The 15,858-nt window shown below is 62.0% G+C and carries 13 protein-coding genes; 4 read left to right on the top strand and 9 right to left on the bottom strand.

What is annotated here, in order from left to right:
* Positions 1-28 precede the first annotated feature (28 nt).
* The 4 genes from ACF8R4_RS01525 to ACF8R4_RS01510 all read right to left on the bottom strand — a co-directional run bounded on the left by ACF8R4_RS01525 (position 29) and on the right by ACF8R4_RS01510 (position 4,249).
* Complete coding sequence (locus ACF8R4_RS01525; RefSeq protein ID WP_060498590.1) at positions 29-1,000, bottom strand: TRAP transporter substrate-binding protein; 972 nt, start codon at positions 998-1,000, stop codon at positions 29-31.
* Between the two features lie 65 nt (positions 1,001-1,065).
* Positions 1,066-1,947 carry an SMP-30/gluconolactonase/LRE family protein gene (locus ACF8R4_RS01520; RefSeq protein ID WP_392491547.1) on the bottom strand — a complete coding sequence of 294 codons (882 nt, stop codon included), beginning with the start codon at positions 1,945-1,947 and terminating at the stop codon, positions 1,066-1,068.
* 26 nt (positions 1,948-1,973) lie between these two features.
* On the bottom strand, positions 1,974-2,780 hold the full coding sequence (locus ACF8R4_RS01515; RefSeq protein ID WP_104833294.1) for an NAD(P)-dependent oxidoreductase: 807 nt from the start codon (positions 2,778-2,780) through the stop codon (positions 1,974-1,976).
* 230 nt (positions 2,781-3,010) lie between these two features.
* Positions 3,011-4,249, bottom strand: coding sequence for an OprD family porin (locus ACF8R4_RS01510; RefSeq protein WP_392491545.1), 1,239 nt, complete (start codon positions 4,247-4,249; stop codon positions 3,011-3,013).
* Between the two features lie 732 nt (positions 4,250-4,981).
* On the opposite strand from ACF8R4_RS01510, the gene ACF8R4_RS01505 reads away from it, so the two are divergent.
* Entirely contained in the window at positions 4,982-5,221 is a 240-nt protein-coding gene (locus ACF8R4_RS01505) for a type II toxin-antitoxin system RelB/DinJ family antitoxin (RefSeq protein WP_392491544.1), read from the top strand.
* A gap of 323 nt (positions 5,222-5,544) precedes the next feature.
* On the opposite strand, the gene ACF8R4_RS01500 is transcribed toward ACF8R4_RS01505, so the two are convergent.
* From ACF8R4_RS01500 to ACF8R4_RS01490, 3 genes are all read right to left on the bottom strand, one after another.
* Positions 5,545-6,795, bottom strand: a complete 1,251-nt coding sequence (locus ACF8R4_RS01500) for a ribonucleotide-diphosphate reductase subunit beta (RefSeq protein ID WP_060498595.1) — start codon at positions 6,793-6,795, stop codon at positions 5,545-5,547.
* 490 nt (positions 6,796-7,285) lie between these two features.
* Entirely contained in the window at positions 7,286-7,432 is a 147-nt protein-coding gene (locus ACF8R4_RS01495) for a hypothetical protein (protein WP_164528035.1), read from the bottom strand.
* 139 nt (positions 7,433-7,571) lie between these two features.
* Positions 7,572-10,451 carry a ribonucleoside-diphosphate reductase subunit alpha gene (locus tag ACF8R4_RS01490; protein WP_060498596.1) on the bottom strand — a complete coding sequence of 960 codons (2,880 nt, stop codon included), beginning with the start codon at positions 10,449-10,451 and terminating at the stop codon, positions 7,572-7,574.
* 747 nt (positions 10,452-11,198) lie between these two features.
* On the opposite strand from ACF8R4_RS01490, the gene ACF8R4_RS01485 reads away from it, so the two are divergent.
* Both ACF8R4_RS01485 and ACF8R4_RS01480 read left to right on the top strand, forming a co-directional pair.
* Positions 11,199-11,897 carry a response regulator transcription factor gene (locus ACF8R4_RS01485; protein WP_060498597.1) on the top strand — a complete coding sequence of 233 codons (699 nt, stop codon included), beginning with the start codon at positions 11,199-11,201 and terminating at the stop codon, positions 11,895-11,897.
* Positions 11,894-13,501, top strand: a complete 1,608-nt coding sequence (locus ACF8R4_RS01480; RefSeq protein ID WP_027615350.1) for an ATP-binding protein — start codon at positions 11,894-11,896, stop codon at positions 13,499-13,501. The genes ACF8R4_RS01485 and ACF8R4_RS01480 overlap by 4 nt, the downstream gene beginning before the upstream one ends.
* Before the next feature lie 3 nt (positions 13,502-13,504).
* On the opposite strand, the gene ACF8R4_RS01475 is transcribed toward ACF8R4_RS01480, so the two are convergent.
* Positions 13,505-14,206 carry a 4'-phosphopantetheinyl transferase gene (locus tag ACF8R4_RS01475; RefSeq protein WP_060498598.1) on the bottom strand — a complete coding sequence of 234 codons (702 nt, stop codon included), beginning with the start codon at positions 14,204-14,206 and terminating at the stop codon, positions 13,505-13,507.
* A 76-nt stretch (positions 14,207-14,282) separates the two neighbouring features.
* On the bottom strand, positions 14,283-15,074 hold the full coding sequence (locus tag ACF8R4_RS01470; protein WP_060498599.1) for a dienelactone hydrolase family protein: 792 nt from the start codon (positions 15,072-15,074) through the stop codon (positions 14,283-14,285).
* Between the two features lie 129 nt (positions 15,075-15,203).
* Here ACF8R4_RS01470 and ACF8R4_RS01465 point away from each other — a divergent pair, with 129 nt between their 5' ends.
* Positions 15,204-15,809: an outer membrane beta-barrel protein gene (locus ACF8R4_RS01465; protein ID WP_060498600.1), complete on the top strand. Its 606-nt coding sequence runs from the start codon at positions 15,204-15,206 to the stop codon at positions 15,807-15,809.
* Positions 15,810-15,858: the final 49 nt, after the last annotated feature.

The raw sequence follows: 15,858 nt of genomic DNA, 5'->3' as shown, positions 1-15,858 counted from the left end.
GCCGAGGTCGTTCAGAAAGGGGTCGCTGTTACTGGACGGCGTCGATGCGCTTCATCAGGTCAGCGTATTGCGCGCCGTATTTTTCACGCACCGAGGCGGTGGCGTCGTAGAACGGTTTCTTGTCGACGGTGATGAACTCGACACCGGCGGCCTTCAGCTTCTCTTCACTGGCAGCGGACTTGGCGTCCCACAGCGCGCGCTCTTCCATCTGCGCCTCACGCGCGACCTGCTTCACCAGCGCCTGCTGCTCGGGGGTGAGCTTGTTCCAGGTGGTCTTGGACATCACCACCGGCTCCGGCAGGATCAGGTGGCCGGTCAGGGTGTAGTACTTGGCGCTCTGGAAGTGGTTGTGCTCAAGCAGCGTTGGCGGGTTGTTCTCGGCACCATCGATCACACCGGTTTGCAGGGCGCTGAAGATTTCCCCGGTGTCCATGGCGATGCCGTTGCCGCCCATGGCGTTCATCATGTCGATGAACAGCGGGTTGCCCTGCACGCGAATCTTCATGCCCTTGAGGTCTTCAAGGCTGCGTACGGGCTTCTTGGTGTAGATGCTGCGCGAGCCGCCATCCATCCAGGCCAGGGCCACCAGGTTGAAGTCGGAGTTGGTGATCTTGTCGAGGATCTCCTGGCCGATGTCTCCGTCGATGATCTTGCGCATGTGCTCATGGTCGCGGAACACGAACGGCATGTTGAACACGTTTACATCCGGCACTACCGGGCCGACGATCCCCAGGCTGACGCGGGTCATCTGTACGGCACCGATCTGCGCCTGTTCGATCACTTCCTTTTCCGAGCCCAGCACGCCGCCGGCAAACATCTTGAAGGTAATGTCGCCATTGCTGGCTGCTTCAAGTTTTTTGCCCATGTTCTGCTCGGCCACCACGGTGGGATAGCCGGCCGGGTGGATTTCGGCGAACTTGATGTCCAGTGCCGAGGCGGGCATGGCCACGCTGAAGGCGAAGGGGAGTACGGCAAGAAGCAGCTTGCGTTTGAACGTCATGATGAAACTCCGTGGTTTTTATTATCTGGTTTCGTACGTGCAAGTGTGGGTATGGCAGGCGGGGCTCAGCCCCGGTAGGCAGGCTCCTCCAGGCCTTTGGTGCCAGGGTTGAGGGCAAACACCCCGCCAGCCAGCGGCTGGCCGCTGAGGTCGATGCCCGCAGGGCGGATCGAGGTGACGTACAGGGTGTCCAGGTTGGCGCCGCCGAAGGCGCACATCGCCGGTTTTTTCACCGGTACGTTGAGCGAGCGGTCCAGGCGGCCATCGGGGGTGAAACGGTGGATCTGCCCGGCATCGTTGCCGCAGATCCAGTAGCAGCCGTCCTGGTCCATGGCGGCGCCATCGGGGCGGCCAGGGTAGCCGCGCATGTCGACGAACAGCCGTCTGTTGTGTGGCGTGCCGCTGTCGGTGTCGTAGTCGAAGGCCCAGACTTTCTGCACGTTGGGGTGCGAGTCGGAGAGGTACATGCGTGTGCCGTCGGGGCTGAAAGCCAGGCCGTTAGGCACGATCATGCTGTCCTGCTGCAGGTGCAGATGACCTTCGCCGTCATGCCGGTAGAGCGCACCAACATGCGCGCCTTGTTGCATGTCCAGCAGCATGGTGCCGGCCCAGAAGCGGCCCTGGCGATCGCAGCGGCCATCGTTGAAACGCATGCCCGCCTGGGCATGTGGCACACTGCTGAGCAGCCGGCCGTCCAGGCTACCATCGGCCTTGGCCTGAAGCTGGAAGATGCCGCTCTCCATGCCGGCAATCCAGCCGTGGCCGCTGCGGGCGATGCAGGCCAGCATTTCGTCGCCCTGCCAGACCTGGTGTTTGCCATCGGCCGCCTGCCAGCGGTGCAGTTGGCGGGCGGGAATATCGACCCAGTACAGGGCCTGTTCACCGACGTGCCACACGGGGCTTTCGCCAGTGCCGTTACGGGCGTCGACGATCAGTTCGCAGTTCATGGCCGTGCCTCCTGGCATGCGTGGGGTCAGTTGAATGGGCCGGCCACGGCGAAGGCGCCGCCCTGGTAGATCATGCTCGGGTCATCGGCGGCGGGCGCCGGCTGGGCCTCGACGGCGGCGCGGAAGGGTTCGGAGCTGTCCTTGGGCGCATAGCCCAGGTGCTCGGCATGGCGGTTGTCCCACCACACGGTGCGGTTGTCGGAGGCACCGTAGACGATGGTGTGGCCAACATCGGGCGTGAACAGCCCGCGCTCGATCAGTTGCACCAGGTCGTCGTAGCTCAGCCAGGTGCAGAGCATGCGCGGGTTTTGAGGTAGCGGGAACGACGAGCCAATACGGATGCTGACGGTCTCGATGCCGTAGCGGTCGAAGTAAAAACTGGCCACATCCTCGCCATAGCACTTGGACAGCCCGTAGTAGCTGTCGGGGCGGCGCGGGGAGTGGGCGTCGATGCGCTCGTCCTGGCGATAGAAGCCGATGGTGTGGTTGGAGCTGGCGAAGATGATGCGCTTCACCCCATGCTTGCGCGCTGCCTCGTAGACGTGGAACACGCCGCAGATGTTGGGGCCGAGGATGTCTTCGAAGGAATGCTCGGTAGACACGCCGCCGAAGTGGATGATGGCGTCAACGCCTTCGACCAGGGCATGTACCGCCGCCTTATCGGCCAGGTCGCAGGTGATCACTTCTTCATGCGGGCCTGCGGCAGGTGCCATGGGGCTGATGTCGGAAAGGCGCAGGACCTCGGCGTAGCCTTGCAGGCGTTCGCGAAGGACCTTGCCCAGGCCGCCTGCAGCTCCGGTGAGCAGCAGGCGGTTGAGGGGAGTAGGGGTCATGGCCGGCTCTTGTTGTTAATTGTTGTAGGTTGTCGTATGACTAGGTTGATTATTGGCGGTGGGTTTGGGTGTTGTCAATGAGGCCTGCGTCTCTTTTGCCGGCCTCTTCGCGGTAAAACCGCTCCCACAGGTACTGCATATGCCTTGAAGTCGGCGCGGTCGGTGTAGGAGCTGGCTTGCCTGCGATGGGCCGCAAAGCGGCCCCAATAGAGACAGCACCAATGTTCCGGTTAAAGCAGCGACAACGGATAGTTAAAGATCAACCGGTTCTCATCAAACTCGTTATTGCTGTAATCCCGCCGAATCGACGAGTTACGCCACTTCACACTCAAATCCTTGAACGCCCCGCTCTGGATCACATACGCCAACTCCGTCTCGCGTACCCACTCCTTGCCATCGGTCACCGACCCGGTATGCACATCACGCCCGCTGATGTACCGGTTCATCAAGGTCAACCCCGGCACTCCGACCGTGACAAAGTTGAAGTCATGCCTCACCTGCCACGAGCGTTCGTTGGCATTGTCGAAGCTGGAGTTGTAGCTGTCGTTGGCCAGAGTCCCGCCACTGGTGCCATTGACCCGCATCCAGGTATCGCCATCGACTTTCTGCAGGCCCACCCAGAAGGTGTTGCCGCCGTACTTGGCCGAGAACATCCCCGAATAGGTCTTGTTGTCCAGCTGCCCGGCGCGCTCGGAACCGTCCTCATCACCATGGAAATAGCCCAGGTTGGCACCCAGGGTCCAGTCACCCACCGGCTGGCTGTGGCTCAGTTGCAGGTACTGTTGCTGGTACACATCCTTCAGCACCGCATTCCACAGCCCCACCAGCGTACGGTTTTGGTTGAACTTGTACTCGCCACCGACAAAGTTGAAGCGGTCCGACAGCCCGCCGCCGTAGCTCATGTCTTCCATGCTGGCATCGTTGCGCGGGCTGTTGCCGCGGAACTGGCCGCCATACAGGGTCAGCCCGGCAATCTCGTTGGAGGTGATTTGCCCGCCACGGAATGTCTGTGGCAGCGAGCGCCCGTCGTCCGAACGCAGAATCGGTAGCACCGGCATCCACTCGCCAATCTTCAGTTCGGTCTTGGAGATACGCGCCTTGCCAGCGACTGCCAACCGTCCGTAATCATCCGCAGGCTTGCCATCGTCATGGCGCGGCAGCAACGCTGTGCCATAGGTGCCGCCGCCGCCGTCGAGCTTGACCGACCACAGCCCCAGCACATCCACGCCGAACCCGACCGGCCCTTCGGTAAAGCCCGAGCGGGCATCGAGGATGAAGCTTTGCGTCCATTCCTCGGCCTTGCTTTGCGGGTTGCTCGGGTTGGTGAAGTTACGATTGATGTAGAAGTTGCGCAGCCCGAGCGTGGCTTTGCTGTCCTCGACAAAACCCGCAGCCAGACTGGTGCCCGGCAAGCCGGCGATAACCCCGGCGCCAAGCAGGGCGAAGGGCAGGGTGTGGCAGATTTTCATTATTGTTGTGCTCCCGAAGGGTATGGCAGCCCGTCCACCGGGCACGCACAGGCGGCCTGCGGCAGGGGCGGGTAGGTAACGGGCCGGTCAGGGCCAGAGGTGGATACGCGGTAACCGGGTGCTAGGTACTGGCGGGCGTACGTAGGCAGGCCGGGGCAAGGGGGGGGTGCAACAGACGTGGGTGTTGCGGGATGGGTGTCGACATGATTTCGCCCACTGATTGTTGTTTTTGTTATGTGTTGTCGTACAACTGTGGGCGATTATTAGCAAGGGGGAGGTGGGCTGTCAACGGCTGATGGCTGAGCGATTCAGGGGTTAGGTGGCGTAAATCGGGCTGTAGAAGCTCTACCATGAGTGCTATAGAGACATACTACGACTAAGGTAGTCATTTGCGCTGTTTCAACAGCGGGCGCGATCTCATCCCAAAATTCAAAAGCTGGCTCGATCCCTGTGGGAGCGGCTTTAGCCGCGAACACCGTCACAGCCGGTGCCATACACCGCGTTGAATTTTTCGCGGGTGAACCCGCTCCCACAGATATGCGCCTTTAACCCGAACACATCCTTTACAAATCCAATCCAGTTGCCTGTGGACCCTGCCGCAACCCTGCGCTATCTTCAGATCTGGCCTCGCCCTCGACCACGTAGACTGGCATGTCCAGTCCCGGCACCTCGTTGTGCCGTACCCCTCTTGTCGGCGTGGGCGGGGCCTCTTCTTTTCTCGATAGTCGAACCATGGCGTCCGTCAACATCTGCATCGACGACGAGCTCAAAGCCCGCGCCTACGAAGAGCTAGAGCGCCTCGGTGTAACCCCCTCCGAACGCATGCACCAGGTTCTGCAATATGTAGCAGAGCAGGGCAAGCTGCCTTTTGGGCCAGACACCATGGCCGAGGAAGATGAAGGCCTCATCGCGTCTGTAAATGAGCGTCTCGCTTCCCCGCTGCGCGTGAAGGTTCAACTGGATGACCTATAGCATCTGACTCGATGTACGGCACCGGCTTTGCCGGCGTTCGCAGGTGACCTCTAATGCCAATCAGTCAGGAACATTGGTGCCGCTTTGCGCCCCATCGCCGGCAAGCCAGGCTCCCACAGTTACAGCGCATGGCTTGAGTGCGATGCGCTCGGTGTGGGAGCTGGCTTGCCGGCGGTGGGCTGCGTTCTTAAGCGCCGACAGACGTTATTGCAACGCTAAAAAAGTGACAATGAAAAACCTTGTAGGAAGCGTCCTGTTTGCCTTTCCCCTGCCAATAAAAAAGGCTGCCGTTTGGCAGCCTTCTTGATAATCAGCCCGGATAATCAGTCCCAGCTCAGTGCACCACCAGTCTGATACTCAATCACGCGCGTCTCAAAGAAGTTCTTCTCCTTCTTCAAGTCCATGATCTCGCTCATCCATGGGAACGGGTTGGTAGTCCCCGGATACTCTTCTTTCAAACCAATCTGAGTCAAACGACGGTTAGCAATGAACTTGAGGTAATCCTCCATCATCGCCGCGTTCATGCCCAGCACGCCGCGTGGCATGGTGTCACGGGCGTATTCGATCTCCAGCTGGGTCCCTTGCAGGATCATCTGGGTCGCTTCTTCCTTCATCGCCGCGTCCCACAGGTGTGGGTTCTCGATCTTGATCTGGTTGATCACGTCGATACCGAAGTTCAGGTGCATCGACTCGTCACGCAGGATGTACTGGAACTGCTCGGCCACGCCGGTCATCTTGTTGCGGCGGCCCATGGACAGGATCTGGGTGAAGCCGCAGTAGAAGAAGATGCCTTCCAGTACGCAGTAGTAGGCGATCAGGTTGCGCAGCAGCTCTTTGTCGGTTTCGACGGTGCCGGTGTTGAATTCCGGGTCGGAGATGGCGCGGGTGTACTTCAGGCCCCAGGCGGCTTTTTTAGCGACCGACGGGATCTCGTGGTACATGTTGAAGATCTCGCCTTCATCCATGCCCAGCGACTCGATGCAGTACTGGTAGGCGTGAGTGTGGATCGCCTCTTCGAAGGCCTGGCGCAGGATGTACTGGCGGCACTCCGGGTTGGTGATCAGGCGGTACACGGCCAGGGCCAGGTTGTTGGCAACCAGCGAGTCGGCGGTGGAGAAGAAGCCGAGGTTGCGCATGACGATGCGGCGCTCGTCTTCGGTCAGGCCGTCCTGGCTCTTCCACAGGGCGATGTCGGCGGTCATGTTGACCTCTTGCGGCATCCAGTGGTTGGCGCAGCCGTCCAGGTACTTCTGCCAGGCCCAGTCGTACTTGAACGGTACCAGCTGGTTCAGGTCGGCGCGGCAGTTGATCATGCGCTTTTCGTCAACGGCAACGCGGGCGGAGGAGCCTTCCAGCTCGGCCAGGCCTTCGGCCACGTCGAGGGCGTCGAGGGCAGCCTTGGCACGCTTGACGGCTTCGGAGTCAGACGCGGTAGCAGCGCGAGCTTCCAGGGCGGCGGCACCACCAGCGCTGTCGAGCTTGTCGAGGGTAGCGGTGGCAGCGGCCTGCGCAGGGGTGTTGCCTTTGGCGGCTACTTCGCCGTCTTCTTTATCGAATTCGTCCCAGCTCAGCATGGTTTGGCTCCTGCTTGAGGGTCGCCCTGGGGCAACCGGTTGGATTTTAAAAATGTGATGCCTGACGCAAGGCCGTAACGGCGAATGGACAGCTCGAGAGGCTGACTCTCGTTTACATCTGAATGTGTTCTGACTTGTACCTGGCCAGGCCTCCGGGAGGGGCCAGGACAATTGAAAGGTGCCCTTTTTCAGAGGGGGCGCAGTATACCGGAATTCGCCTCCGATCGGGGCGCGCGTCTGGCGGGCGAGGGTAACTTTTTCGACCGGTTTTGCGTGCGTCCGTTCACCAGGCTTGTGCCGTTTGCTACGGGGAAGGAGTGTAGCGGCAAAAAGCGGGCGGCACTACATGTTGTGTCATTTTATTTTTATGGGCACATTATGTGGTGTTGGCGCGCTTTTTGTGGGGGCGGCCTTGTGTCGCGAGAGGGCTGCAAGGCAGCCCGGGCGATTTATGCGGCGGAGCTGAAAAACTTGGGGGCGCTTCGTACCCCTAACGCGACACAAGGCCGCTCCCACAGTAGCGCAGTGTTTCGACGATGTGGGTCTTGGGGTGTTTGCGTGCTACTTCGACCGAGGTGAAGCGGCCGGTTTCAGCGTTGCGACCAATCTTGCGAGTTGCCACCTTTTTCCGCGCCATGGGCTTGTTTCCTTTTTTGAGAGGTCCTGTTCTTTTACCTAGCCGCGTGAGCGGTGGGCAAAGGGCAAGGTTTCTCTGGGGCGCGGATACAAAAATGCCGCGCGGGGCACCCGTAGGCACCCCGCGCGGCATTCAGGCCTTACTGGCAGGCTTCGCAGTCAGGCTCGTCGATCGCACAGGCCTTTGGCACTGGCGCCGGGCCGGCGGCCTGGACCGGTGCGCTGTCGCCACCGCTGGAAACGGCGTTGAGTTTGCCGGTGTTGATGGTCGACTTCTCGGTGCTGGTTGCAGCCAGGGCACGGAGGTAGTAGGTGGTTTTCAGGCCACGGTACCAGGCCATGCGGTAGGTCACGTCCAGCTTCTTGCCCGAGGCGCCAGCGATGTACAGGTTCAGCGACTGAGCCTGGTCGATCCACTTCTGGCGACGCGAGGCAGCATCGACAATCCACTTGGTTTCCACTTCGAACGCAGTGGCGTACAGGTCTTTCAGCTCTTGCGGGATACGCTCGATCTGCTGCACCGAACCGTCGTAGTACTTCAGGTCGTTGATCATGACCGAGTCCCACAGGCCGCGGGCCTTCAGGTCGCGGACCAGGTACGGGTTGATCACGGTGAACTCGCCCGACAGGTTCGATTTCACGTACAGGTTCTGGTAGGTCGGCTCGATCGACTGCGACACGCCGGTGATGTTGGCGATGGTCGCGGTTGGCGCGATGGCCATGATGTTCGAGTTACGAATACCTTTTTGTACGCGGGCACGCACCGGAGCCCAGTCCAGGGTCTCGTTCAGGTCGACGTCGATGTACTTCTGGCCACGGGCCTCGATCAGGATCTGTTGCGAATCCAGTGGCAGGATGCCCTTGGACCACAGCGAACCCTGGAAGGTCTCGTACGCACCGCGCTCATCGGCCAGGTCGCAGGAAGCCTGGATGGCGAAGTAGCTGACCGCTTCCATCGACCTGTCGGCGAACTCGACTGCAGCATCGGAACCGTAGGCAATGTGCTGCAGGTACAGAGCGTCCTGGAAGCCCATGATGCCCAGGCCGACCGGGCGGTGCTTGAGGTTCGAGTTACGCGCTTGCGGCACCGAGTAGTAGTTGATGTCGATCACGTTGTCGAGCATGCGCACGGCGGTGTTCACGGTGCGTTGCAGCTTGGCGGTGTCCAGCTTGCCGTCGACGATGTGGTTCGGCAGGTTGATCGAGCCCAGGTTGCAGACTGCGATCTCGTCCTTGTTGGTGTTCAGGGTGATCTCGGTGCACAGGTTCGAGCTGTGGACCACGCCCACGTGCTGCTGCGGAGAGCGCAGGTTGCACGGGTCCTTGAAGGTCAGCCACGGGTGGCCGGTCTCGAACAGCATCGACAGCATCTTGCGCCACAGGTCTTTGGCCTGAATGGTCTTGAACACCTTGATCTTGTTGTACTCGGTCAGGGCTTCGTAGTACTCGTAGCGCTCTTCGAAGGCCTTGCCGGTCAGGTCGTGCAGGTCTGGCACTTCCGAAGGCGAGAACAGGGTCCACTTGCCGTCATCGAAGACACGCTTCATGAACAGGTCAGGGATCCAGTTGGCGGTGTTCATGTCGTGGGTACGACGGCGGTCATCACCGGTGTTTTTACGCAGCTCGATGAATTCTTCGATGTCCAAGTGCCAGGTTTCCAGGTAGGCACACACCGCGCCCTTGCGCTTGCCACCCTGGTTCACGGCAACGGCGGTGTCGTTGACCACTTTGAGGAACGGTACAACGCCCTGGGACTTGCCGTTGGTGCCCTTGATGTAGGAGCCCAGTGCACGTACAGGGGTCCAGTCGTTGCCCAGGCCACCGGCGAATTTCGACAGCATGGCGTTGTCGTGGATCGCGTGGTAGATGCCCGACAGGTCGTCCGGCACGGTGGTCAGGTAGCAGCTGGACAACTGCGGGCGCAGGGTGCCGGCGTTGAACAGGGTCGGGGTCGAGGCCATGTAGTCGAAGGACGACAACAGGTTGTAGAACTCGATCGCGCGGGCTTCCTTGTCTTTCTCTTCCAGCGCCAGGCCCATGGCCACACGCATGAAGAACACCTGCGGCAGCTCGAAGCGTACGCCATCCTTGTGGATGAAGTAGCGGTCGTACAGGGTCTGCAGGCCCAGGTAGGTGAACTGCTGGTCGCGCTCGTGGTTGATCGCCTTGCCCAGTTTTTCCAGGTCGAAGTCAGCCAGGGCAGGGTTCAGCAGCTCGAACTCGATACCTTTGGCGACGTAGGCCGGCAGGGCCTTGGCGTACAAGTCGGCCATTTCGTGGTGGGTGGCGCTGTCGGCTACGTTCAGGAAGCCCAGGCCTTCGGCGCGCAGGGTGTCCATCAGCAGGCGGGCGGTGACGAACGAGTAGTTCGGCTCGCGCTCTACCAGGGTACGGGCGGTCATCACCAGGGCGGTGTTGACGTCCTTGATGGCCACGCCGTCGTACAGGTTCTTCAGGGTTTCGCGCTGGATCAGGTCGCCATCGACTTCGGCCAGGCCTTCGCAGGCTTCGCTGATGATGGTGTTCAGGCGGGCCATGTCGAGCGGCGCCAGGCTGCCGTCGGCCAGGGTGATGCGGATGGACGGGTGCGGCTCGACCACGGCATCGGTGTTGGCGCGGGTGGCACGCTCCTTGGCACGCTGGTCGCGGTAGATCACGTAGTCACGGGCGACTTTCTGCTCGCCGGCGCGCATCAGGGCCAGTTCGACCTGGTCCTGGATTTCTTCGATGTGGATGGTGCCACCCGATGGCATGCGACGTTTGAACGTGGCGGTAACCTGCTCGGTCAGGCGCGCGACGGTGTCGTGGATGCGCGACGAAGCGGCAGCGGTGCCGCCTTCAACTGCGAGAAACGCCTTGGTGATGGCCACGGTGATCTTGTCGTCGGTGTAAGGGACGACAGTGCCGTTGCGCTTGATCACGCGCAGTTGGCCAGGGGCGGTAGCGGCCAGATCCTGGTTGGAATCGGCAGCTTGCGGCACCTTGGCTTGCGGGTTCTCGCGAGTTGTGTCGGTTTGCATGGGTGGGTGTCTCCACAGTTTCTATAGTGTTCAGGCGCCTTTTGGGCGCCCACCGTTCCGTCCACTTGCTCGATGCCCCGGCGGGGATGCGCAATGCATGCGCATCCGCCCGCGCGGGCGTACCGACTTCGGGACAGACTCAGGAATTAGGGCAATAGCTCGCCGCTCCCTGGCCGAAGTCAAAGGTTCTGGGCCTGAGCCCAAAATCTGTTGCTGATGAGTGTCAGGCCTGGCCTGCAACACCCATACCCGAACAAGGCCCTGGAAGGGCTTGCCTCGGTCGCCTCCGCAGGAGCGGTTTGGCTGCTGAAATCACTTGAAGTTCCGCCCGGAAAATCGCTCGATTTTGCGGGTTGACTTTTGTGTGTGATTTTGCACGAACCCCAACATCTAGTGGTTCGCTGCGATCGGGATACAAGATAATGCGGTATTGGGGCCTTTGCAAGGCGAGCGCCTGTGGATAACGTGTGCGTACTTTGTGTGTGAATGGTGGGTATTGGCTGTAGGCCTTGTGCCAAGTGGTTTGCAGTATTTTTCTGCGCCTTGCTGCCCCGGGGCAGTTTTTTTCGGGCGCGAACCCTATCACAAAAAACGGTTCAGTCGAGGGGCTGTGAGTGGCTTGGCAGTGCCGGGGGCGGGACGTAGTATCCGAGGCAGATGTTGCCTTTTGGTTAAAGGGGTATGTTGCCTGTGCCGGCCTCTTCGCGGGCGCTGGCAAAAGAAAAACAACAAGCGAAGGCCTAAGCCATGGACCATCCCACCCCCCGCATCCTCATTGTCGAAGACGACCAGCGCCTGGCCGAGCTCACCGCCGAATACTTGCAAGCCAACGGCTACGAGGTCGCGGTGGAGGGCGACGGCGCCCGCGCCGCGCGGCGCATCGTCGACAGCCAGCCCGACTTGGTCATCCTTGACCTCATGCTGCCCGGCGAGGACGGCCTGAGCATCTGCCGGCGTGTACGCAGCCAGTACCCCGGCCCGATCCTGATGCTCACTGCCCGCAGCGACGAACTCGACCAGGTCCAGGGCCTGGACCTGGGGGCCGACGACTACGTGTGCAAACCGGTACGCCCACGCCTGCTGCTGGCGCGTATCCAGGCCCTGCTGCGCCGCAGCGAGGCCGTGGACAACAAGCGCCAGGACCTGGCCTTCGGCGCCCTGCGTATCGACAACCGCTTGCGCGAGGCGCGCTTGGGCGAAACGCTGATCGAGCTGACCGGCGCCGAATTCGACCTTCTCTGGCTGCTGGCCAGCAACGCCGGCCGCGTGCTGACCCGCGAGCAGATCTTCACCGCGCTGCGCGGTGTGGGCTACGACGGCCAGGACCGCTCCATCGACATCCGCATTTCAAAAATTCGCCCCAAGATCGGCGATGATCCGCTCCAGCCCCGCTTGATCAAGACCCTGCGCAGCAAGGGCTACCTGTTTGTCGGCGAGGCGCCATGAACAACTCGATCTTCCTGCGTATCTACGGCGGCATGCTGGCTGTGCTGGTGCTGGTGGCCCTGCTTGGCATACTCAGCCTGCATCTGGTCAACGAAGTGCGCGCCGCCCAGCACCGCGAAGGCCTGGCCCAGGGCACCTTCAGCCTGATGGCCGACAACCTCGCACAGCAGAATGACACCGAACGCAAACGCTCGCTGCTGATTTGGGAGCGCCTGCTGGGTGTGCCGCTGGCGTTGCAGCCCATGACGGCGCGCACCCTCGACGGCGGCCAGCGGGCTCGCCTGTACCGTGGCCTGGTGGTGGTCGAAAAGACCGGCCCGCATGCGGCACAAGTGCTTCGCAAGGTAGGCCAGGAAGACCTGATGCTGGTCGCGCAGATCAAACAGATAAGCGAGCAGTTGGCGCGCGCCACCCTTTATCTGCTGGCCGATGAACTGGTGCGTTACCCGATCACCGAACAGCAGCAGCGGTTGGCGCAGATCAAGCAGGAAAAGGGCTTCGGTTTTGGCGTCGCCCTGCAGCGCATCGAGCGGGTAAGCCTGGACGATGACCAGCGGCGCCGGGTCGAGGAGGGCGACACCGTGATGGCGCTGGGCAGGGATGGCGACTCGATCCGAGTGTTTGCCGGGCTGTCAGGTTCGCCCTGGGTGCTGGAAATCGGCCCGTTGTACCAGCTCAACCCGTATCCACCGCAGTTGCTGATATTGATCGCCTTCCTTGGCCTGTGCCTGATCGGCCTAGTGGTCTACCTGCTGGTACGCCAGCTGGAGCGCCGTGTGTCGGGCCTGGAAGTTGCCGCCACTCGTATTGCCCAAGGCAGCCTGGATACCCGCGTGCCTGCCGGTGACGCCGACTCGGTCGGGCGCCTGGCCGCTGCCTTCAACGGCATGGCCGAGCACCTGCAGCGCTCGCTGACCATGCAGCGTGAGCTGGTGCGGGCGGTGTCCCACGAGCTGCGCACGCCGGTTGCGCGCCTGCGGTTTGGCCTGGAAATGATTGAAAGCGCCACCACCGAACAGGCACGGGCCAAGCACCTGGCAGGCATGGACGGGGATATCCAGGACCTCGACAAGCTGGTTGACGAGATGCTGACCTATGCCCGCCTGGAGCAGGGCGCACCGGCCTTGAAGTTCCAGCGGGTAGACCTGGATGCCTTGCTCGACCGCGTGATCGAAGAGCTGGCACCGCTGCGTGCCGAGGTGCGGGTGGTGCGTGGCGACTGCCAGGGCGCGGACGCCGATGGCGCCTGGGTCGAGGCCGAGCCGCGTTACCTGCACAGGGCCCTGCAGAACCTGGTCGGCAATGCCATGCGCCATGCCGAGCGCGAAGTGCGCCTGAGCTACCAGCTGGGGCAGCAACGCTGCCGCATTGATGTGGAAGATGACGGCCCAGGTATACCCGAGGGCTTCTGGGACCGTATTTTCACCCCGTTCACCCGCCTCGACGACAGCCGTACACGGGCCTCGGGTGGGCATGGCCTGGGCCTGTCGATCGTGCGGCGGATCATCTACTGGCACGCAGGCCGGGCCACGGTGGGGCGCAGCGAGGCGCTGGGCGGCGCCTGCTTCAGCCTGAACTGGCCGCGCCAGCAGGCCCCTTTGTAAAGGTCAGACGCTGACCAGGCTGAGCAGGTGGCCGTCCTGCACGCTGAACTGGCCCTGCAATTCTGCGCCGTGCTGCCATTGTGGCGACAGGTCGGTGAGCAGGCGCAGACGCGCCAGGCCATCGGCGGACCATTCCAGCACCTCGGCGTGCTCGAAATAGAAGCGCTGGCGAGTGAGCGGGTAGAGGGTCTTGAACAGGCTTTCCTTCAGCGAGAAGGTCAGGGTGACCGTCAAGCCGAGCTGGCGACGGTCCAGGCGTTCGAGTTCGGGTGGGGTAAGGATTTCGCCCATCAGCCGTTCGGCGCGTTCGTCATCCAGCAGGGACTCCTGATCCAGCCCCAGGCCTTGGCAGCTGCCCTGGGCCGCGACCACGGCGGCGGCCCAGCCTTTGCCATGGGTGATCGAACCGAGGATGCCTGCCGGCCAGATCGGTGAGCGGTCCTCGTGGGTGCCGGGCACGTAATTGCGGCCATCCAGGCGTTGCAGTGCAGCGCGGGCGCATACGCGGCCGGCCAGGTACTCGGCCTGGCGCTTGGCCACCGAGCGTTGCAGGCTGGCACTGGGCACGATGCCGGCACGCTGGAAGTCATCGCGGCCCAGGAGGGCGGGGTCAAAGGCGCAGCTGACCAGCACCGCGCCGGGGAGCGGGCGGGGTAAGGGCCAGTGGTGCTGGAGCGGGGCGCAACAGGCGGGGAGTGTGTTCATGGGGCTTATTGTGCCAGCCGCAGCAGCGGTGTGGGAGTTGGGATTGTTGGGGCCGTGAAACGGCCCCCGACAATCTCTACTTGAACACTTTCTTGAAGAACGCCTGCATATCCGCCCAAGAGCTTTCATCCGCCGCCTTGTTATAGCCAATGTCCGGCCCGCCATGCTCGCCATGGCTCAACCGGTCAGCATCGGGGTTGGTAAACCCGTGCTTGGCGCCTTCAATACTGACGAATTCATAGTTGACCTTGGCCGCCTCCATTTCTGCCTTGAACGCATCCACCTGCTGTTGGGTGACCATGCTGTCCGCCGCCCCGTGCTCGACCAGGATATCGGCCCGCACCACGCCCGGTTTTGCCGGTGTCTGGGTAGCCAGCGCACCATGGAAGCTCACCACGCCGTCCAGCTTCTCGCCCCGGCGCGCGGCATCGAGCACCACCTTGCCGCCGAAGCAGTAACCGACAGCACCCAGCTGATGCTTGTTGGTATTCGGTTGCAGCTTCAACAGTTCAAGGCCGGCGTCGAAGCGTGCTGCCGCCGCTGCCGGGTCCTTCATGGCGGCAGTCATGAACGCCTGGGCGTCCTGCGGGTGCTCGGTGTGCTTGCCGTCGCCATACATGTCGATAGCCAGCGCGTTGTAGCCCAGCGCCGCCAGGTCGCGGGCGCGGCGTTTGGCGTAGTCGTTCAGCCCCCACCATTCATGCACCACGACAATGCCAGGGCGTTTGCCCTCGATGGCGTCGTCGTAGGCGTAATAGCCGACCAGGCGGTTGCCATCGGCGTCCTGGTAAGGGATTTCACGGGTTTGTACCGCCGCTTGGGCTAAGGCGGCGCTGCACATCAGGGTCAGGGCCAGCAGGGCACGCATGGTTACTACTCCTTGTCTTGCAGACAGTTCGTTCAGCCGGTGTTCAGCCAGGGTTCAGTCGCGGTTCAGGGTGCCCTGCTTACTCTAGCTTCCAGACCGAAACAGCGCACCCAACTGGAGTATCCAGCCATGAAAACCTTCAATACCCTGCTTGCCGCCATGGCCGTCTGCGCCGCTGGCATCACCACCGCCCAGGCCGCCGACGACAACTTCGCCAGCCTGACCTACGGCCAGACCAGCGACAAGGTTCGCAAGTCCGGCCTGCTGCAGCGCAACACCGACCATCTCAACGCCGATGGCATCATCGGCAAGGATGACACCTGGGGCGTGCGTCTGGGCAAGATCAATGACCAAGGCCGCTACTACATGACCTATGACAACGTCTCGGGCGACCACAGCGGCCTCAAGCTGCGCCAGGAAAACCTGCTGGGCAGCTACGACCTGTTCCTGCCGGTGGGCGATACCACCAAGCTGTTTGGCGGTGGCAGCCTGGGCGTGACCAAGCTGACCCAGGACTCGCCAGGTGCCAGCCGCGATACCGACTACGGTTATGCCTATGGCCTGCAGGCGGGTGTGATCCAGGACATCACCGACAAAGCCTCGGTCGAACTGGGCTACCGTTACCTGCGCACCAATGCCGCGACCGAAGTGGGCGAGCGTGGCGGGCCGAAGGACGGCACCCTGCGCCTGAGCAGCAGTGCGCAGACCTACCTGGCTGCAAGCTACAAGTTCTGACGGGCGAGCCGCGTTATCCTGTACCGGCCCTTTCGCGGGCAAGCCCGCT

This window comes from Pseudomonas sp. FYR_2, assembly GCF_043106425.1.
GTDB classification, from domain to species: domain Bacteria; phylum Pseudomonadota; class Gammaproteobacteria; order Pseudomonadales; family Pseudomonadaceae; genus Aquipseudomonas; species Aquipseudomonas monteilii.
Note: the sequence above shows the minus strand (reverse complement) of the source record. Positions and strands in the feature narration are given on the sequence as shown.